We start from the raw sequence: 19,054 nt of genomic DNA, 5'->3' as shown, positions 1-19,054 counted from the left end.
GGCAACCCAGAGCAGGTTGCCTGATGGCGGCGTTGCCTTATCCGGCCTACAAGGCGGTCTTATCAAACTTACCTAATACTTCGCGCTCGTAGGCCAGCGCTTTTTTGCGGTCAAATTTGTGTTCCCACTTGGAGATAACCAGCACCGCCAGTGCGTTACCCACCACGTTCAGCGCGGTACGCGCCATGTCGAGAATACGGTCAACACCAGCAATAAACGCCAGGCCTTCCAGCGGGATCCCCACGCTGCCCAGCGTTGCCAGCAGCACCACGAATGATACGCCCGGCACGCCCGCAATCCCTTTCGAGGTCACCATCAACGTCAACACCAGCACTATTTCCTGCCACAGCGACAGGTCGATACCATACAGCTGCGCAATAAAGATCGCGGCAATACTCTGGTACAGCGTTGAACCATCAAGGTTGAATGAGTAGCCGGTCGGCACCACAAAGCTGGTGATTGAAGCCGGTGCGCCATAGGCTTCCATCTTCTCGATAATACGCGGCAGTACGCTCTCGGAGCTGGCGGTAGAGTAAGCCAGAATCAACTCGTCTTTCAGAATGCGGATCAGGATCCAAATGCTCAAACCGCAGATACGCGCGACAATCCCCAGCACCACCAGCGCGAAGAACAGGATGGCAAAGTGCACCAACAGCACCAGCTTCGCCAGCGGCCACAGGGAGGCAAAACCGAAGTTCGCGACGGTAACGGCAATCAGCGCGAAAACGCCGACTGGCGCATAGCGCATAACCATGTGGGTCACTTTAAACATGGTTTCGGAAATAGAGCGGAACACGGTAACCAGCGGTTCGCGGTGAGTTGCCGGCAGGGAAGACAAACCTAAACCGAACAGCACCGAGAAGAAGATAATCGGCAGCATATCGCCTTTTGCCATCGAGGCGACGATATTGGTCGGCACCAGTGACAAAATTGTCCCCATCAAACCATGCGCGTGGCTCTGTACTTCTGCAGTCGTGCTTTGATATTTCGAAATATCTACGGTCGCCAGTTGCGACATATCAATCCCGGAACCCGGCTGGAACACATTAGCCAGCGTGATCCCAAGGATAATCGCCACGGTGGTGATCACTTCGAAATAGAGAATAGTTTTGGCGCCAATGCGGCCCAGCTGTTTTGCATCACCGACTCCGGCGATACCGACAACCAGCGTAGAGATGACAATGGGCACAACGATCATTTTGATCAGATGGATAAAGATATCGCCCGCCGGTGACAGCAGGTTTACAACCAGCCATTCACGGCTGTCACTATGGTAATGCAGGTAACTCCCTAGCAGAATGCCCAGCACCATGGCGATTAGAATCTGCCATGCCAGGCTGACTTTCAAATTTTTCATAACAACGGACTTCCTCGATGGAGCGCTATTCCACATGCGGTGTGTGGGAATAGTACATACTGAAAGGGTATGAATTGTGTTGCGTTCGTTTATGGAGTTTTTTAACGCTTATTATCATTATCATCTGCATGGCATTCCGCGCAACCCTCTAAGAACAGGGCTTTTGGCTGATTTTATGCATAAAAATGCAATTTTATCGCGGTATTGATGAATAACTTTTTGTTATAAAAGAATTTTAATATGTTCAAAAATGAAGAAGTCATGGTGTGAGTTTTTTTCGCCCATTTGTTCGTTTGCCTGTTTTTTAAACAGGCCAAATGATACAAATCACAAAAAAAACAAATTTATTTTTGCCGATTCTGCAATAACTTCGCCATATTAATAGAGTCAACGAGCTGTGCCCGGTTCACCCTAGGCGAATTTAAATCCATAACCTTTTGCCACACTGAAATAGCCTGGGCGTAGTCTGCCTGCATAAACGCATCTGAGGCTAACAGCATCAGCGCGGTGACCTCTGCCGGGTCCAGCGCCAGAGCCTTATCAATCATCTCGCGAGTGGGCGGCGTCATATGTTGTCCGGCCTGGTAATACAATACCGTTGCCATCGCTGAATAGATCTCAGCATTTTCACCGCCGACACGCAGCGCCTGTTCGTAGGCCAGCAGCGCATTATGATACGCGTTTTGCCAAAGATAGTACTCCCCGAGTTGCGCCCATTTCACGCCGTCCTGGGGATTAGCGCGAATCTGCGATTGCAGCAAAAGCAACTGTTTTTCCTGAACATTCTCATCGGAGAAAGCATGTAAAGGGTCCGCCAGTCTCGTCTGCTCCTGACGAACCGCCTGCCATTTTGGCGTCAACAAGTAGCCTCCAATGCAGGCCACAACCATCAGCACCGCCGCAGCGGTCAGCCACTTCACAGGCAGTGGGCGTAACAGCGGTTCGGACTGGTTCATTGTTCACCTTCCTCCGTATGCTGACGTCTTCTCACTCGCCAGACCACCACACCTACCAGCAATAACAACAGGCACGGTAACGCCCACAGCAGCAGCGTTTGCTCATTCAGCGGCGGATTGTAACGAACGAAGTCACCGTAACGCTCGGTCATCCATGTCGTGATCTCGGCTTCGCTTTTCCCTTCCGCCACCATGCTATAAACCTGATGGCGCATACTGACCGCTACCGGCGCATTGGATTCCAGTAGGTTTTGGTTCTGACACTGTGGGCAGCGAAGCTGGCTGGCAATGGACAGCGCTTGTTCCTGCTGTTGCGGATTTTCAAAGCGCCAGGTATCCACAACCTGGGCATGGGTGGTAAAAGGTAGAAAAATCAGTAAAGCCACAAGTAACATCGTTTTGCCGGATGGCGGCATGAACGCCTTATCCGGCCTACCATGCTTTTCACTCGTAGGCCTGATAAGCGCAGCGCCATCAGGCAATAACTCTGGATGCTTCCTTCCTCGCCACGCGCTCAGCAGCGCGCCAAAGACCATTAATAGTCCCCCACCCCAAATCCAGCGCACGCCGGTCTGCACGTACAAACGCATGGCATAGCGGTCAGGTCCGGTTTTTTCACCCATTACCGCGTACCAGTCATGCATCAGATTCCAGCGGATCCCCGGCTCCATCATCTGTTGACGTCGCGCGGCATAGAAGCGCCTTTCGGGTTGCAGGCTGCCAATACGTTTCTCATTGTGCCACAGCGTGATCTGCGCTTTTTCACTGGTGTAGTTACCTTTGGCTTCCAGGTCGAGACGCTCAAAACGGAAAATGTAACCCGCCAGTTCAACCTGCTGCCCAGGGCTCAGGTTCAGGCTTATCTCCTGACGGCTACCGCTGGAAAAGACGATCCCCGCCGCAAACACCAGCACCCCGGCATGCGCCAGCAGTGCCGGAAGCTGGATGCGGAAAGACACGTTGCGGCTTCTGACCGTTGCCAGCACGATAACCAGCAGCATCAGCAGGCCAAAGGGCAGCGTAGCACGGTTAAAGTATGGTGCGCCTACGGAGAGCCGTCCCCAGCCGAACAGCCCGTAAATCATCGGGTAGAGCGTGCCAATCAACACAATCAGCAGCACCGCACTAAAGAGCAGCAGCGCAACCAGAATCAGCATCTCGCGTGACCAACCGCCAAAACGCGCATTCTGCCGGACTTGCTGGCCCCGCCAGGCGTACAGCCCGAGCGACGCCAGACTCAACACGGTAAACAGCGCAAACAGCGGCGCGGCGCGGACGTTATCCAACGCGAAAGCATGTACCGAAACGAGAATGCCGGAACGTACAATCAGCGTCCCAAGCAGCGATAAAATCAGCGTGACGATCGCCAGTAGCAGCGACCAGTGGCGGAAGATTCCGCGCTGGCGCGTGATATACAGGCTATGCTGCAGCGCGCTGGCGGAAAGCCAGGGCAATAAGGAGGCATTTTCAACCGGGTCCCAGAACCACCAGCCGCCCCAGCCCAGCTCGCAATAGGCCCACCAGGAGCCGAGGATAATTCCCAGCGTCAGCGCGCACCAGCCGGGCAGCGCCCAGCGCCAGCACACCCAGGCGCTCTGCGCATTAAAGTCACCACGTAGCAGCGAGGCCAGCGCCACACCTGCCGCCACCATCAAACCACCGTAACCCAGATACAGCAGAGGTGGATGGAGGATTAACCCGAGATGTTGCAGCATCGGGTTAAGGTCGCGCCCTTCAATGGCAGGCGGGAAGATGCGCACGAACGGATCGGACCATACCACCACAAACAGCAGCAGCAGGGCCGTTATCATTGAAAGGACGCTGAGCGTCAGCGGAAACAGCGCGTCGGTATCACGCCGATAGCGTAAAGCGAACAGCGCGCTCCAGCCGGAAAGAAACAGCACCCACAGCAGCAGCGATCCTTCGTGACCGCCCCACACCGCCGCCAGTTTTAATCCCCACGGCAGCAGGCTGTAGCTGTGCTGAGCAACGTAGACCACCGAAAAGTCGCTGGTCAAAAAGCAGAATACCAGAATGGCAAAAGCCAGCAGTAGCAGGGTAAATTGCGCCCACACGCCCACCGTTGCAAGCCGCATCACCCCTTGCCAGCGCTGGCGGACACCCACCAGCACGGCAAGCGGGGTCAACACGTTGACCCCAAGGCTTAATAACAGCGCCAGAAAACCGGCTTCAGGAAGGAGAACGTCCAGATATCACCTTACGCAACGGTTAGCTGACCCGCATAGAGTATAAAAAAACGCAGCAGCAGTACGCCGGTCAGGCTGGCGCCGCACACTGCCAGCACGCCATGAAACGTCGAACTGCGGTTGGCCCAGGGTTTTAGCAGCATCGGCAGTATCAGCCCAAGCCCAGCCACGCCAAGCCAGAACCACCAGGTCCAGAATCCACCGCCCAGTGCCGCCGCCAGCGCGCGCATTTTGCCGTCATCGCCCAGCGCCAGACCAACAAAGAACGCCGCCAGCAGGAAGATCTCCAGCCATACCACCGGGACTTCCATGCGATGCACAAAGTGCGCTTCGGTGCTGTGCGGGTTGCTACGATGGCGTAACGCCATGGCGATCAGCGCCACCGCGGCGCCGGAGGAGATCCCGGAGAACAGGAACAGCACCGGCAGGATCGGGTTATTCAGGAACGGGTAAGATTTCAGCGCCGACAGCAGAAAGCCGGTGTACGCCCCGAGCAGGACCGCCAGCACCAGCATTAACGTCTCAAGCGCACGATGGAAAGGCCCGATCAGCGTCAATACTTTCTGCACGATCCCTAACCGCGGCAGCCAACGCTGTTGCAGGGCAATCACTTCTTTTTCAAAGATTTTTGCCAGCCACAGCACTAACACCACCATGTACAACTGGAACAGCATGACCCCCATCGACATCACCGAAGTGAAGCTGTAGTGGAACATCAGTTTCCAGAAAGTCCATGGCCGCGTCAGGTGGAACACCAGAATCAACAGACCGAGGATAATCGCCCCCGGCCCTAACACCAGCGTAGTGCGCAGCAGCGTGCTGTCCGAACCGCCCGCCTCCGGATGGAAGCGACGCAGCAGAATCGCCAGCGTGACCAGTCCGGCAGAGATACCTATCAGGAACAGATAGATGGCAATGGGCCAGTCCCACACCAGTGATTCAAAATGAAATGCAGAAGCGGATGTCATTGGCTCACCTCCCCAAATTTAAAGGGAACGCGGTAGACCTTCGGTTTTGTACCCAACGCCAGCTTGTAACGGTAGGTCGTTTTCTGCTGCAACAAACGGGAGATATCGCTGTTGGGATCGTCCAGATTACCAAACGTCAGCGCCTTCGTCGGACATGACTCAACGCAGGCGGGCTGTTTGCCCGCTTTCAGGTTGGTTTTCCGGCAGAAATCGCATTTATCCGCCGTTTTGCTCACCGGATGGATAAAGCGCACGCGATAAGGACACGCGGCAATGCAGTACTGGCAGCCAACGCAAAGGTCCGGGTTCACATCCACAATGCCGCTGGCGGCATCGCGATACGATGCCCCCGTCGGGCAGACGTCAACGCAGGGAGCGTGGTCGCAGTGCTGGCACGAATGACGGAAGAAGCGATACTTCACATCAGGAAACGTTCCTTGCGGCTCACTGCGAATAATCGTCAGACGCGATACGCCTTCCGGCACGTTGTTGACTTCGCGACAAGCATCCATACAGGCCGTACAGCCGATGCATAATGACTCATCATGTACCATACCGTAACGCACGCCGTTGATGTTCAGCGTCTTCGCCACAACGCGCCCCGCCGTCCCGCTCACTGCCACCAGCGCGCCGACGCCGGTGATAAACTGGCGACGAGAGCAACTCATGGATGCTCCTTAAGCAACGGAATCGACGCCGGGTTAAAGTTCGGATTGTTACGCTGATCGCTATGGCAATCGACGCAAATCTTGATCCGTCCTTTATCGCTCAGCGTTTGCATCGTGTCTTGCTTCGGGTGCAGTGAGTGACAGCTGGCACACGCCACTTTGGTTACGTGGACATCGTGCGGCCAGAACGCTTTTTGCAGCTGCTCAGGCAGGTGACAGGACATACAGACGCTGTTCTGCTGCTCCACGTTGTACATCGGCTCATTAAAGCGCATCACATCTTTCACCCCTTCACGGTGGTTCGGTGATGGCTGGCCGTGACAGTTGGTGCAGGTGACCGGCAGTTTGTTATTCGGGTTGGTGACTTCCGCATGCTTACCATGCATGCCTTCGGTATCCGGCTTGTGACAGTCCAGACAGGCGGCATCCGGATTACGCTGTTGGGTAACCGTCCAGCGTTGATCCGACTCCTGCGGCGTTGGCGTGGCAGTGATTCCACTCAGGCTCCATAACAAGCCTGACGCCAGCACCCCAGCAGTTAATAACGAACGTAATACGCTCATATTCACTCCGTTGAGTTATCCGCCCCTTGCGGGGCGGAATGGGGTTATTGGCTTAACAGACCGTTTTTACGTGCCTGATCTTCCCACTGTGGAATCACCGTTTTGATGAAGTCCTGCTTCTCAGCATTGATTTGCTGCATGTTCAGACCAATCGCCGCCTGGGCTTTCTCTTTGGTCGAGATATCCGGCAACGGAATTTCATGCGTGATGCCTTTGGTCGCCAGCAGACGGACCAGTTTGGTACGCGCGTCGGCGGCTTTATCCATTGCGCTACCCAGCATCCGCAGGCCTTCTTCCGGGGCGTGCATATGAATGCCGTGTGAGGCGATAGACAGGTCCCAACGCCATTGTGCGTGACGGATATCTTCCAGAATCGGCTTCATTTCCGCTTCAGTCGCGCCCGCATCCCATGCGGCTTTCGCTTCGAAGTGCGCACGAACCAGCTGATCTTCAACTTTGATTTTCAGGTCATGAATAGCCTGTTTACGCTCGGCGACCACTTTTTGCAGGGACGCTTTGTCCTGGGTGTGGCAGTTCGCGCAGGTCTGAGGGAAGTTGTCGAACGGGTTACCAATCTTATGGTCGGTATAGATCTTGCCTTCCGCGTTTTGCACTTTCGGCATGTGACAGTCGATACAGGTCACGTTGTTCTTGCCGTGAATGCCCGCGCTCCAGGTTTCATACTCCGGGTGCTGCGCTTTCAGCATCGGCGTTTTAGACAGGGAGTTGGTCCAGTCAGAGAAAGCAATGTTGTCGTAGTATTTCTCCATGTTCTCGACTTTCATGCCGTCGTCCCACGGGAACTTAACGGCTTTGTTTTTACCGTCGAAGTAGTATTCCACGTGGCACTGGCCGCAGACCATGGATTGCTGGTCAAAGCGACCGGCTTTCTCAAACGGTTTACCGATGGCTTCCATCGCGCGTTCTGCATAAGGACGCGACAGGGTCAGTTCTGGCTTGCCTTTGGCGAAGTCTGGTGACGCGGTATTATGGCAATCCGCACAACCGAGATTGTTAACAATTTCCGGACCGCCGCGCGCCCATTTACCGTGGAAGTAGCCATCTTCACCGTCTTTCTGGATAAGACGCGCTACGTCCGGGCTTTTACAGCTCCAGCAGGCCATCGGCAACGGACCATCTTCTGCCGTTTTTGGTGCGCCGGTACGTAAGGTTTCACGGACATCGGTCACGGCATACGCGTGTCCCCGCGGTTTGTTGTAATCGCGCGAGAATGGGTATCCCGCCCACAGGATCACCAGACGCGGATCTTCTGCCAGTGCATCTTCACGGGCTGATTGCTCAGACGTGGCTTTCCAGGAGAGATATTGATCGGGATGCTGAGGTGCGAAGGTTTCATTCTTCGCTTCAACGGTGACGGTTTTTGCAGGTACAGAAGTTTGTTCAGCGTGAACAGCAGAAATAAATAATAAAGGTAATAACAGGCTGAAGAAACGGCGTACGCGTGATTTTATCCTTGCCATAGGGGTCTCATCCAGATGACGCCATTATCTGCAATGGCGGTTCTTTTATTGTTTTCCACAACAGCAACCACACGAATACTGTCATGACATTGCTCCACCCTATTTGTAACAAGAAACCACACTGAAAATGTTGTTTTTAATCAATTGTAAGTGTATGTAAAATACCACTTTAGAGTTATAACACCCCTCTAATCTCTCACTCTTTTGTCTAATTCAGAGACAGATCACCTTTTCAACAATCCTTTAGATAACTGCATGTTATCGCGAGATTTAATCAATTTTTGCTAGTTCCCTTCAAAATTCAGTTTGTCGCTAATTTGCACAATTCGTTTATTGCGTGATCTGCCGCGCAAATACTAAACAAAACTCTCAAAGCCCCTACATTTAACGTTTATGAGACATATTATTAACATCCTACAAGGAGAACAAAAGCCATGAGCCAAATACATAAACACGCTATTCCCGCAAACATTGCGGATCGTTGCCTGATAAATCCGGAGCAGTACGCAGAGAAATACCAGCAATCCGTTAACGAACCCGACACATTTTGGGGCGAGCAGGGAAAGATTCTTGATTGGATCAAGCCGTACAGCCAGGTGAAGAACACCTCCTTCGCACCAGGCAACGTGTCTATTAAATGGTACGAAGACGGCACCCTGAACCTGGCCGCAAACTGCCTTGACCGCCATCTGCAGGCAAACGGCGATCGTACCGCCATTATCTGGGAGGGCGATGACGCTACCCAAAGCAAAAACATTACCTATCGCGAGTTGCATCGCGATGTCTGCCGTTTCGCCAATACGCTACTGGATTTAGGCATAAAAAAAGGTGACGTGGTGGCCATTTATATGCCGATGGTGCCAGAGGCTGCGGTTGCCATGCTGGCCTGTGCCCGCATTGGGGCCGTGCATTCTGTCATCTTCGGTGGTTTCTCACCGGAAGCCGTCGCCGGACGTATTATCGACTCCAATTCACGCCTGGTGATCACCGCCGATGAAGGCGTACGCGCCGGACGCGCTATCCCGTTGAAAAAGAACGTCGATGATGCGCTGAAAAACCCGAACGTGAAAACCGTTGAACATGTGGTCGTCCTCAAACGTACCGGTGGTAAAACGGAGTGGCAGGAAGGCCGTGACCTGTGGTGGTCCGATCTTATCGAGAAAGCCAGCTCAGAACACCAACCGGAAGAGATGAACGCGGAAGATCCGCTGTTTATCCTGTATACCTCCGGTTCAACCGGCAAGCCGAAAGGCGTGCTGCACACTACCGGCGGGTATCTGGTCTACGCTGCAACCACCTTTAAGTACGTGTTTGATTACCATCAGGGCGATATCTATTGGTGCACCGCTGACGTGGGTTGGGTAACCGGACACAGCTACCTGCTGTACGGCCCGCTGGCCTGCGGTGCAACCACGCTGATGTTCGAAGGCGTACCAAACTGGCCAACGCCTGCGCGTATGTCGCAGGTTGTGGACAAGCACCAGGTCAATATTCTGTATACCGCACCGACCGCCATTCGCGCACTGATGGCAGAAGGCGACAAAGCGATTGAAGGTACTGACCGTTCGTCGCTGCGTATCCTGGGTTCCGTTGGCGAGCCGATCAACCCGGAAGCGTGGGAGTGGTACTGGAAGAAGATCGGCAACGAAAAATGTCCGGTCGTCGATACCTGGTGGCAGACCGAAACCGGGGGATTCATGATCACCCCACTGCCGGGCGCTACCGAGCTGAAAGCCGGTTCCGCAACCCGTCCGTTCTTTGGCGTGCAGCCTGCGATTGTCGATAACGAAGGTAATCCGCTGGAAGGCGCGACCGAAGGCAACCTGGTGATTACCGACTCGTGGCCAGGCCAGGCGAGAACGCTGTTTGGCGATCACGAACGCTTTGAGCAAACCTACTTCTCTACCTTCAAGAATATGTACTTCAGCGGCGACGGCGCGCGCCGTGACGAAGATGGCTATTACTGGATCACCGGACGTGTGGACGATGTGCTGAACGTCTCTGGCCACCGTCTGGGAACGGCTGAAATCGAATCAGCGCTGGTGTCGCATCCGAAGATTGCCGAAGCCGCGGTGGTGGGAATTCCGCATAATATTAAAGGCCAGGCGATCTACGCCTACGTCACGCTGAATCACGGTGAAGAGCCGTCACCTGAGTTGTACGCCGAGGTTCGCAACTGGGTGCGTAAAGAAATTGGTCCGTTGGCAACGCCAGACGTGCTGCACTGGACCGACTCACTGCCGAAAACCCGCTCCGGCAAAATCATGCGCCGCATCCTGCGCAAAATCGCGGCGGGCGATACCAGCAATCTGGGCGATACCTCGACCCTCGCCGATCCTGGCGTCGTGGAGAAACTGCTCGAAGAGAAGCAGGCCATCGCGATGCCATCATAACAAAGTCCTGAAAATGCCGGATGGCGACGCGAAAGCGTCTTATCCGGCCTACAAATCTGACCCTACCCTCTCTTCACCGGGAGGGAAATATAAAAAACCTCCCCCAAAGGATTTCGTGTTACAGGAAGGCGGCAAGCGAGCACATCCCCAAGAGCATAGTTCACTATGTGACTGGGGTGGGCGAGTGCGGCCAACGAACCTGTAGCACGAAAGACGCAGGGGGACCTCTGGAGAGCTCTGTGATGAATGACCAAATTTATCAGCGGATAGAAGACAGTGCGCGTTTCAGGGAGTTAGTAGAAAAACGGCAACGGTTTGCCACCATTCTGTCCATCATCATGCTGGCAGTTTATATCAGCTTTATATTATTGATTGCCTTTGCGCCGGGCTGGCTGGGTACTCCGCTACACGCGGGAACCAGCGTCACCCGCGGTATTCCGATTGGGGTCGGTGTGATCCTTATCTCCTTCATCCTGACCGGGATCTACATCTGGCGGGCAAACGGTGAATTCGATCGCCTGAACAATGCGGTTCTGCACGAGGTTAAAGCATCATGAAGAGAGTCCTGACGGCGCTTGCCGCCACGCTGCCCTTCGCCGCAAACGCGGCGGATGCTATTAGCGGTGCAGTCCAACGCCAGCCAACCAACTGGCAGGCGATTATCATGTTCCTGATTTTCGTCATCTTTACGCTCGGCATTACCTACTGGGCGTCAAAGCGCGTACGTTCGCGTAATGACTACTACACCGCTGGCGGTAACATCACCGGTTTCCAGAACGGGCTGGCGATTGCGGGCGACTATATGTCGGCGGCATCGTTCCTCGGGATTTCCGCGCTGGTCTTTACCTCCGGTTATGACGGGCTGATCTATTCACTCGGCTTCCTGGTCGGCTGGCCAATTATCCTGTTCCTGATTGCTGAGCGTTTGCGTAACCTGGGTCGTTACACCTTTGCAGACGTTGCGTCTTATCGTCTGAAGCAAGGGCCAATCCGTATTCTGTCCGCCTGTGGTTCCCTGGTGGTGGTTGCGCTGTATCTGATCGCGCAGATGGTTGGTGCAGGTAAGCTGATTGAGCTGCTGTTTGGTCTGAACTATCACATCGCTGTCGTACTGGTTGGCGTGCTGATGATGATGTACGTTTTGTTTGGCGGCATGTTGGCGACCACCTGGGTACAGATCATCAAAGCCGTACTGTTGCTGTTCGGTGCCAGCTTTATGGCCTTTATGGTGATGAAGCACGTCGGCTTTAGCTTCAATAATCTGTTCACCGAAGCGATGGCGGTACACCCGAAAGGTTCAGCCATTATGAGCCCGGGCGGGTTGGTAAAAGACCCAATCTCTGCACTGTCGTTAGGTCTCGGCCTGATGTTTGGTACGGCGGGCTTGCCGCACATCCTGATGCGCTTCTTCACGGTTAGCGATGCCCGTGAAGCACGTAAGAGCGTGTTCTACGCCACCGGTTTTATGGGTTATTTCTATATCCTGACCTTTATCATCGGCTTTGGCGCAATCATGCTGGTAGGTGCAAATCCGGCGTACAAAGATGCTGCGGGCGCGCTGATTGGCGGTAATAACATGGCGGCGGTTCACCTGGCGAATGCGGTGGGCGGTAACCTGTTCCTCGGCTTCATCTCAGCCGTGGCGTTTGCCACCATTCTGGCGGTGGTTGCCGGTCTGACTCTGGCGGGCGCATCGGCAGTGTCTCACGACCTGTACGCCAACGTGTTCCGCAAAGGCGCCACCGAACGTGAAGAGCTGCGGGTTTCGAAAATCACCGTGCTGGTGCTGGGCGTGATTGCCATCGTGCTCGGCGTGCTGTTTGAGAACCAGAACATCGCCTTCATGGTCGGCCTGGCGTTCGCCATCGCGGCGAGCTGTAACTTCCCCATCATTCTGCTCTCTATGTACTGGTCGAAACTGACCACGCGTGGCGCAATGTTGGGTGGCTGGTTAGGCCTGCTGACGGCAGTGGTGCTGATGATTCTTGGTCCAACGATTTGGGTCCAGATCCTCGGTCACGAAAAAGCCATTTTCCCGTATGAGTATCCGGCGCTGTTCTCCATCAGCGTAGCATTCCTCGGGATCTGGTTCTTCTCTGCCACCGACAACTCAGAAGAAGGCAACCGCGAACGCGAGCAGTTCCGTGCTCAGTTCATCCGTTCCCAGACCGGGTACGGCGTAGAACAAGGTCGCGCGCACTAACTTCCCTTCTCCTCCGGCTTTCGGGCCGGAGGAATATATCTTTCCTCAGAACATCAGCCTCGCCACCAGCGGTGCCACCAGCACCATTACCACGCCGGAAAGCATCATCACCAGGCTGGCAACGACCCCTTCCTGCTGACCGAGTTCATAAGAGCGTGCCGTGCCTGCGCCGTGCGATGCTGCGCCAAATCCTGCGCCTTTCGCCATCCCTTCACGAATGGAAAGCCGTAAAAACAGCACATCGCCGACCGCCATACCAAATACGCCGGTCACCACCACGAACAATGCCACCAGGTCCGGCTGCCCGCCCAACGGTTCTGCCGCCGCCAGCGCAAACGGTGTGGTGACGGAGCGCACCGCCAGACTGCGTTGGATCTCATCAGGCAACATAAACAGGCGCGCCAGCCATACGGAACTGGTGACGGCCACCAGCGTTGCCGTTACCACGCCCGCCGTCAGCGACATCCAGTGACGCTTAATCACGGCAAGGTTGTCATACACCGGAACGGCAAACGCGATGGTCGCTGGGCCTAACAACCACAGCAACCAGTGCGATTCACCGATATAGTTTTGCCAGGAGATATGGCCGAAGACCAGCATCAGCACCAGCAGGGCCGGGGTGAGAACTAATGGCATTAGGGGTAATTTACGAAAACGGCGATACAGGCGCTTATTGGCAAAGTAGATACCCAGCGTAATCACCAGACACAACACGCTTAACTGGAAATTACTCACGGTTTAGCCTGCGCATTTCATAGCGATACACTTTATCCACCACCCACGCCGTTGCGCCGAGCACCATCAGCGTACTGATCGCAATCACGGCAAATATACGCCAGCCATCAACCAGCAACAGCTGCGTGTAGTTCACAACGGCGACCACCGCCGGGACAAAAAACAGCAGCATTTCAGCCAGTAACCAGCGAGCACCTGCGCGAATCCAGTTCAGCGGGATAACCCGGCAGACAATTAACGCCAGCATCAGCACCATCCCGACCAGGTTGGCAGGAAGCGGTAGATGCAGCCAGGAGACAAGATATTGAGCAAATACAAAGAGACCTGCATACAACAGAACCTGAACGGGGATCTGGAGTCGATGAATAACGGCAGGCGTCACGCGGCTTATCGCCACAGCCATGAGGGTATGTCCTTAAAAAATAGAGAGCGCCAGTATAGAGAGCCCCCTTCCAGGACTGAAATGAATTAAACTCATTGCAGGCATAGTCTTAAGGAATAATCATGGATATCAGAACGCTGCGATATTTTGTTGAGGTGGTTCGTCAGCAGAGCTTTACCCGCGCAGCGGAGAAGCTTTTTGTCACCCAGCCCACCATCAGTAAGATGTTGAAGAACCTTGAAGACGAGCTTAACTGCACGCTGTTAATCCGCGACGGTCGGCGACTGCTGTTAACCGACACCGGGCAGGTCGTTTTCGAACGCGGCCTGGCAATCCTTGCCGAGTTTCGCCAGCTTGAAGCGGAACTCAGTGACATTAATCACCTCAACAAGGGCGTGCTGCGCCTCGGTATCCCGCCCATGGTGGGGATGTTAATGGCTGGGCCGATCGGCCTGTTTCGCCAGCGCTATCCCGGCGTTGAGCTGAAGGTCTCTGAATTTGGCGGCTTAACCGTTCAGCAGGCGGTAATGAACGGTGACCTGGATGTCGCGATGACCGCGCTGCCAGTTGAAGAAGAGAGCGGTCTGGCAACCTTACCGCTTTTTAGCCATCCACTCTGCGTGTTGGTTCCTCGCTCCGGTCAGTGGACAACGTGCGAATCCATTTCCCCCGAGGCGCTGGCGGAACATCCGCTGCTTATCTACAACGAAGATTTCGCGTTGAGCCGCCAATTGCTTGAGCTGTTTAGCCAACACAACGTCAAGCCCCGCATCGCGGTTCGCAGCGGGCAGTGGGATTTTCTGGCGGCAATGGTACAAGCCGGGGTCGGGATTGCCATTTTACCGGAGCCGATTTGCCAGCGGCTGGATAAGCAAACGTTGCGCTGGATCCCTCTGGAGAGTGACTTACGCTGGCAGTTGGGCATGATTTGGCGCGAAGGCGTGTATCTGTCGCACAGCGCCCAGGCGTGGCTCAAATGCTGTGAAGGGTTTTGGCTACCGCAAGCGTCGTAAAATGCCGGATGCGGCTAACGCCTTATCCGGCCTACATCGGTATGCCGGTGTTGTAGGCCTGATAAGCGTAGCGCATCAGGCACGTTCACCCGCATTAAAATCCATGATTTCACCTGCCCAATCTTGCGGGTACAAACCGTGCCTCACATCACGATGAAATGTTGAAAAAGGCCAAGCCTGTACCTGCTTTACCCAACCGTGCTTCACCGGGTTAATGTAAATATAATCAACATGCTGGCGATAATCATGTTCATCACGGATGGTGTGCTCCCAAAAGCGAGATTGCCAGATATGTCGGGAAGACAATGAGTGGGTGAAATGCTTCTTAATTTCCCGCCAGCGAGAGGAATAATCCACATCATTGCCAGGTAACGTCCATATACAATGCATATGCTCGGGTAAAACGACCCACGCATTGATGCGAAAAGGCCTAACCTTATTGACCGCAGCGATTGCACACCGAAGCGCGTGAATGTTGTCTGTCAGAAGGTGGCTTCGACGGTCCTGCAGATTTACCGTAAAAAACCAGGTTCCCCCATTGATGTAATTTCGTCGATAGTTGGACATGTTTCCCCCTTTCCTCAACCGTATGGAGAAAAGAGGGAATCGACAAGAGGGATGGATTCGTTCAGGAAAGCCACTCACAAATTACACGATGAATAATTTCTTGCAGCCAGTTGCGCGGCATTTGGCCCACCTTTCGCCGGATGCGGCTAGCGCCTTATCCGGCCTACATCGCTATTGCCGATCTTGTTGGCCTGATAAGCGTAGCGCATCAGGCACACCCTTCGCCGGATGCGGCTAACGCCTTATTCGGCACTACCGTTTACTGATTCTCAATCAACAGCGCTTCCAGCAAATCCAGGTCGTGCAGTAGTTTTTGCAGCGTTTCATTGCTGATTTCACGCGTGGCGCGCAGGTGATAAAGCTCCGCGCGTTCTGAACGCAGCGCTGCCAGGCGGAAACGTCGCTCGAGGTTTTCTTCCTGCATCGAGCTTTCCACATCGTTGCGCCCGTCGGCGCGTCGGCGCAGGTTACCAATCACGCGTGAACTCACCTCGGTGAGCAACTGGTTATCGATGTTCTCTTCGGTGTCCGCGGCCAGTCGCTCCTCCATTTTCTGGATCGCGACAATCGCCACTTCTGCCGTGGCGGCGCGGGCAATACGTTCCTCTTTCTGCTGCTGCGAGTGGTCTGCCACTTCCAGATGTTGTAGCAGAATCGGCAGCATCACCACGCCGACAAACAGCGAAAACAGGATCACGCCTGCGGCAAGGAAGATCAGCTCATATCGCGCCGGGAAGCCGCTACCATCCGGTAACAACAGTGGAATGGAGAGCACACCGGCGAGGGTAATGGCCCCGCGTACACCGGCAAAAGAGGCGATCATGATTTCACGCGTCGTCCAGGATCCAAACTCCATCGGTTTTTTCTTCAGGAAGCGCAGACTGAACTTTTTCATGGTCCACAGCCAGCCAAAACGCACCAGCATTAGCGCCACGTAAATCAGCACGACATCGGTAAACAGCATCCAGATTTCAACATTCGGATCGGCCTCGGCCGCCGCCAAAGAAGACTCCAGAATTCCCGGTAACTGTAGCCCTAACAGTAAGAAGACCATGCCGTTAAACACAAACTCCAGCATCGCCCAGGTACTGTTAGCACGTAAACGCATCGCCAGCGGTGCGCGGCGCATCACCCCGGAACGGGTGATCGTCATCCCGGCAGCGACCGCCGCGAGAATGCCGGAAACGCCGATATGTTCCGCAATCAGGTAAGATGCAAACGGCAGCAGGAACAGCAGGACTATTTGCGTTGCCGGCTCGTCACCGCCCCAGCGGCTGAGGAAGCGCAGGGAGCGGCCGTACAGCCAACTGACGACAAAACCAGCCAGGATGCCGCCAATCGCCACTTTGAAGAACTCAAGCGTTGCGCCACCAACGGTGAATACCATTGTCCCCATCGCCACGGCGACGGCAAACTTCAGAGAGACCAGACCGGAGGCGTCGTTCATCAACGCTTCGCCCTGCAGGATACCCATGATTTTCTTCGGTATACGTCCCTCTCCCACAATGCCGGAAAGTGCGACGGCATCGGTTGGCGATAGCACAGCAGCCAGCGCAAAGGCTGGGATGAGAGGGATCCCCGGCACCAGCCAGTAAATCATAAATCCAATGCCGACCACCGTGACCAGCACCAGCGCCAGTGCCAGGCCGAAAATCTCTCGCCCGTGCTCGAGAAACTCACGTGTTGGCGTCTTCCAGCCATCGGCAAAGAGCAGCGGCGGGATGAACAGAACCAGGAACAGCTCAGGATCGAATTCCACATGCAAACCAAACGTCGGCCACGCCAGCAAGGCGCCGATGGCGATCTGCATAAGGGGTAAAGGAAGTTGGAAGGGCAATACGCGAGTAAATACCCCCGACAGCGAGACCACAAGGGTCATGATAAGTATGGTGAAAAAGATTTCCATGCGTTCCCTGTTTGCGATGTTTCTTATGATTGCTAATGAGAGGCGTCGTGCCTCAATTCTATCTAATTGAGAGTAACGCAAAAGACAACGAGTGTGTTCTGAAAATGAAAACGGGCGGCCAAAGCCACCCGTTTTTAGGATCGTCAGGAAATCAGAATCAGATAGCCCAACCGCCGGCGTAGAAGGCCACCAGCGCGATGGCGATCACCACGGTGCCGATGTTCAGTTTGCGCCATTCACCAGAAACGATGCGGCCAATTACCAGGGTAGCAAAGCCAATCATGATGCCGGTAACGATGTTACAGGTCAGCACGATAAATACGGCCGTCACTAGTCCTGCCATTGCGTCGACAAAGTCAGCGAAATCGATTTTCGCAACATTGCTCAGCATCAACAGACCCACATACATCAGCGCAGGTGCCGTTGCGTACACAGGTACAAGATAAGAGAGCGGAGAGAGGAACAGAATCAGCAGGAACAACACGCCAACGGTGATCGCTGTCAGGCCAGTTTTACCGCCTGCCGCCGTACCCGCTGCGGATTCAATGTAAACCGCCGCCGGAGCTGCACCCACCAGACCAGAGAACACACTGCTCAGGGAGTCAGTGGTCAGCGCCTTGCCACCGTCGATAATCTGTCCGTCTTTATCCAGCAGATTCGCCTGTCCGGCTACCGCGCGGATGGTTCCGGTTGCATCGAAGACAGCGGTCATGACCAGCGCCAACACGCTCGGCAGGACAATCGGGTTCAGTGCCCCCATGATATCCAGGCTGCCGATCAGCGAATTGCCGTTTTCATCACTCAGAGACGGCATGGCAAAAATGCCGGAGAAATGCACGGCCGGGTCGAAAATCAGACCAACCACTGAAATACCGATAATGGTCAGCAGAATGCCACCCGGTACTTTCAGTTTTTCGAGGCCAATAATCACCGCCAGACCAATTAACGACATAATGACCGGGAAGGTATCGAAGTCACCCAGCGCAACCGGCAGGCCGTCCAGCGGGTTCTTAATTACCAGACCGACACCGTTTGCCGCAATCAGCAGCAGGAACAGGCCGATACCAATCCCCGTACCATGCGCAACGCCCTGCGGCAGATTGCGCAGGATCCAGCTACGGATACCGGTCGCGGAAATGATGGTAAACAGGACCCCCATCAGGAACACCGCACCCAGCGCAACGGGCACGCTAATATGTTGGCCCAGCACCAGGCTGAATGCGGTAAATGCGGTCAGAGAAATGGCGCAACCAATTGCCAGCGGCAGGTTTGCCCACAGGCCCATCACAATAGAACCGACGCCCGCGACCAGACAGGTCGCCACAAATACAGCAGCAGGTGGGAACCCGGCTTTACCCAGCATCCCCGGAACCACGATAACGGAGTAGACCATGGCCAGGAAGGTCGTTAATCCGGCAACGACTTCCTGACGAACGGTACTGCCGCGGAGCGAAATTTTAAACCAGGCGTCGAGTGAACCGCCGGTACGCGCTGAAGGCGTAGACATAGAAAACATCCCCTGAGAGTTTATTTTTTCGTCATTATGCGTGCTGGACAATCCACTGCCTGCTAAACGTTTTCTCCATGTGCCAGGTTTGCGTCAATAGGGGTGTCGCAAAAAAGCAAACGTTTAGCTCCGCGCATAAAAAACGGGT

The 19,054-nt window shown here is 54.6% G+C and carries 16 protein-coding genes; 4 read left to right on the top strand and 12 right to left on the bottom strand.

All coding sequences use genetic code 11. The annotated features are described in order from the left end of the window. Positions 1 to 46: 46 nt before the first annotated feature. The 7 genes from gltP to nrfA all read right to left on the bottom strand — a co-directional run bounded on the left by gltP (position 47) and on the right by nrfA (position 8,200). Positions 47 to 1,357: a glutamate/aspartate:proton symporter GltP gene (gene gltP, locus OGY13_RS01450; protein ID WP_020996087.1), complete on the bottom strand. Its 1,311-nt coding sequence runs from the start codon at positions 1,355 to 1,357 to the stop codon at positions 47 to 49. Between the two features lie 344 nt (positions 1,358 to 1,701). Further along, on the bottom strand, positions 1,702 to 2,313 hold the full coding sequence (nrfG, locus tag OGY13_RS01445) for a heme lyase NrfEFG subunit NrfG (protein WP_213752806.1): 612 nt from the start codon (positions 2,311 to 2,313) through the stop codon (positions 1,702 to 1,704). Then, entirely contained in the window at positions 2,310 to 4,523 is a 2,214-nt protein-coding gene (nrfF, locus tag OGY13_RS01440) for a heme lyase NrfEFG subunit NrfF (RefSeq protein WP_213752811.1), read from the bottom strand. Before nrfF ends, nrfG begins: the two co-directional genes overlap by 4 nt. A gap of 8 nt (positions 4,524 to 4,531) precedes the next feature. After that, positions 4,532 to 5,488: a cytochrome c nitrite reductase subunit NrfD gene (nrfD, locus tag OGY13_RS01435; RefSeq protein WP_003826653.1), complete on the bottom strand. Its 957-nt coding sequence runs from the start codon at positions 5,486 to 5,488 to the stop codon at positions 4,532 to 4,534. Continuing rightward, a complete protein-coding gene (gene nrfC / locus OGY13_RS01430) occupies positions 5,485 to 6,156 on the bottom strand; it encodes a cytochrome c nitrite reductase Fe-S protein (protein WP_003031761.1) in 672 nt (223 codons plus the stop codon). Before nrfC ends, nrfD begins: the two co-directional genes overlap by 4 nt. After that, positions 6,153 to 6,719, bottom strand: a complete 567-nt coding sequence (gene nrfB / locus OGY13_RS01425; RefSeq protein WP_213752807.1) for a cytochrome c nitrite reductase pentaheme subunit — start codon at positions 6,717 to 6,719, stop codon at positions 6,153 to 6,155. The genes nrfC and nrfB overlap by 4 nt, the downstream gene beginning before the upstream one ends. A gap of 44 nt (positions 6,720 to 6,763) precedes the next feature. Then, a complete protein-coding gene (gene nrfA, locus OGY13_RS01420; protein WP_003826647.1) occupies positions 6,764 to 8,200 on the bottom strand; it encodes an ammonia-forming nitrite reductase cytochrome c552 subunit in 1,437 nt (478 codons plus the stop codon). A gap of 434 nt (positions 8,201 to 8,634) precedes the next feature. Between nrfA and acs the strand changes: the two genes are divergently transcribed. The 3 genes from acs to actP all read left to right on the top strand — a co-directional run bounded on the left by acs (position 8,635) and on the right by actP (position 12,796). Then, positions 8,635 to 10,593 (top strand): acetate--CoA ligase, encoded by a 1,959-nt coding sequence (gene acs / locus OGY13_RS01415; RefSeq protein ID WP_003826645.1) that lies wholly within the window; start codon positions 8,635 to 8,637, stop codon positions 10,591 to 10,593. Positions 10,594 to 10,835: 242 nt separating this feature from the next. Beyond that, positions 10,836 to 11,150, top strand: coding sequence for a DUF485 domain-containing protein (locus OGY13_RS01410; protein ID WP_003031750.1), 315 nt, complete (start codon positions 10,836 to 10,838; stop codon positions 11,148 to 11,150). Then, a complete protein-coding gene (actP, locus tag OGY13_RS01405; protein WP_008786931.1) occupies positions 11,147 to 12,796 on the top strand; it encodes a cation/acetate symporter ActP in 1,650 nt (549 codons plus the stop codon). The genes OGY13_RS01410 and actP overlap by 4 nt, the downstream gene beginning before the upstream one ends. A 45-nt stretch (positions 12,797 to 12,841) precedes the next feature. Here the strand turns inward: actP and OGY13_RS01400 are convergent, their stop codons facing one another. Then, positions 12,842 to 13,531 (bottom strand): LrgB family protein, encoded by a 690-nt coding sequence (locus OGY13_RS01400; protein ID WP_003031745.1) that lies wholly within the window; start codon positions 13,529 to 13,531, stop codon positions 12,842 to 12,844. Next, positions 13,524 to 13,934, bottom strand: a complete 411-nt coding sequence (locus tag OGY13_RS01395) for a CidA/LrgA family protein (RefSeq protein WP_003826638.1) — start codon at positions 13,932 to 13,934, stop codon at positions 13,524 to 13,526. Before OGY13_RS01395 ends, OGY13_RS01400 begins: the two co-directional genes overlap by 8 nt. Positions 13,935 to 14,035: 101 nt before the next feature. Between OGY13_RS01395 and OGY13_RS01390 the strand changes: the two genes are divergently transcribed. Then, entirely contained in the window at positions 14,036 to 14,926 is an 891-nt protein-coding gene (locus OGY13_RS01390; protein WP_032942105.1) for a LysR family transcriptional regulator, read from the top strand. 75 nt (positions 14,927 to 15,001) lie between these two features. On the opposite strand, the gene OGY13_RS01385 is transcribed toward OGY13_RS01390, so the two are convergent. The 3 genes from OGY13_RS01385 to ghxP all read right to left on the bottom strand — a co-directional run bounded on the left by OGY13_RS01385 (position 15,002) and on the right by ghxP (position 18,906). Then, the gene (locus OGY13_RS01385) at positions 15,002 to 15,493 is read right to left on the bottom strand and encodes an REP-associated tyrosine transposase (RefSeq protein WP_213752808.1); all 492 of its coding nucleotides are present in this window, start codon (positions 15,491 to 15,493) and stop codon (positions 15,002 to 15,004) included. Between the two features lie 259 nt (positions 15,494 to 15,752). Further along, complete coding sequence (locus OGY13_RS01380; RefSeq protein ID WP_003826634.1) at positions 15,753 to 17,399, bottom strand: Na+/H+ antiporter; 1,647 nt, start codon at positions 17,397 to 17,399, stop codon at positions 15,753 to 15,755. A gap of 157 nt (positions 17,400 to 17,556) precedes the next feature. Further along, positions 17,557 to 18,906, bottom strand: a complete 1,350-nt coding sequence (gene ghxP / locus OGY13_RS01375; RefSeq protein WP_003826632.1) for a guanine/hypoxanthine transporter GhxP — start codon at positions 18,904 to 18,906, stop codon at positions 17,557 to 17,559. Positions 18,907 to 19,054: the final 148 nt, after the last annotated feature.

Source organism: Citrobacter sp. Cpo045 (assembly GCF_030332875.1).
Lineage (GTDB): Bacteria > Pseudomonadota > Gammaproteobacteria > Enterobacterales > Enterobacteriaceae > Citrobacter > Citrobacter portucalensis.
Note: the sequence above shows the minus strand (reverse complement) of the source record. Positions and strands in the feature narration are given on the sequence as shown.

What these genes read in the sequence shown, in the direction of transcription:
- ghxP (WP_003826632.1), bottom strand. Translation starts at nt 18,906, where the DNA reads ATGTCTACGCCTTCAGCGCGTACCGGCGGTTCACTCGACGCCTGGTTT.
- nrfB (WP_213752807.1), bottom strand. Translation starts at nt 6,719, where the DNA reads ATGAGCGTATTACGTTCGTTATTAACTGCTGGGGTGCTGGCGTCAGGC.
- actP (WP_008786931.1), top strand. Translation starts at nt 11,147, where the DNA reads ATGAAGAGAGTCCTGACGGCGCTTGCCGCCACGCTGCCCTTCGCCGCA.
- OGY13_RS01395 (WP_003826638.1), bottom strand. Translation starts at nt 13,934, where the DNA reads ATGGCTGTGGCGATAAGCCGCGTGACGCCTGCCGTTATTCATCGACTC.
- acs (WP_003826645.1), top strand. Translation starts at nt 8,635, where the DNA reads ATGAGCCAAATACATAAACACGCTATTCCCGCAAACATTGCGGATCGT.
- nrfC (WP_003031761.1), bottom strand. Translation starts at nt 6,156, where the DNA reads ATGAGTTGCTCTCGTCGCCAGTTTATCACCGGCGTCGGCGCGCTGGTG.
- nrfD (WP_003826653.1), bottom strand. Translation starts at nt 5,488, where the DNA reads ATGACATCCGCTTCTGCATTTCATTTTGAATCACTGGTGTGGGACTGG.
- nrfA (WP_003826647.1), bottom strand. Translation starts at nt 8,200, where the DNA reads ATGGCAAGGATAAAATCACGCGTACGCCGTTTCTTCAGCCTGTTATTA.
- OGY13_RS01380 (WP_003826634.1), bottom strand. Translation starts at nt 17,399, where the DNA reads ATGGAAATCTTTTTCACCATACTTATCATGACCCTTGTGGTCTCGCTG.
- gltP (WP_020996087.1), bottom strand. Translation starts at nt 1,357, where the DNA reads ATGAAAAATTTGAAAGTCAGCCTGGCATGGCAGATTCTAATCGCCATG.
- OGY13_RS01390 (WP_032942105.1), top strand. Translation starts at nt 14,036, where the DNA reads ATGGATATCAGAACGCTGCGATATTTTGTTGAGGTGGTTCGTCAGCAG.
- OGY13_RS01385 (WP_213752808.1), bottom strand. Translation starts at nt 15,493, where the DNA reads ATGTCCAACTATCGACGAAATTACATCAATGGGGGAACCTGGTTTTTT.
- OGY13_RS01410 (WP_003031750.1), top strand. Translation starts at nt 10,836, where the DNA reads ATGAATGACCAAATTTATCAGCGGATAGAAGACAGTGCGCGTTTCAGG.
- nrfG (WP_213752806.1), bottom strand. Translation starts at nt 2,313, where the DNA reads ATGAACCAGTCCGAACCGCTGTTACGCCCACTGCCTGTGAAGTGGCTG.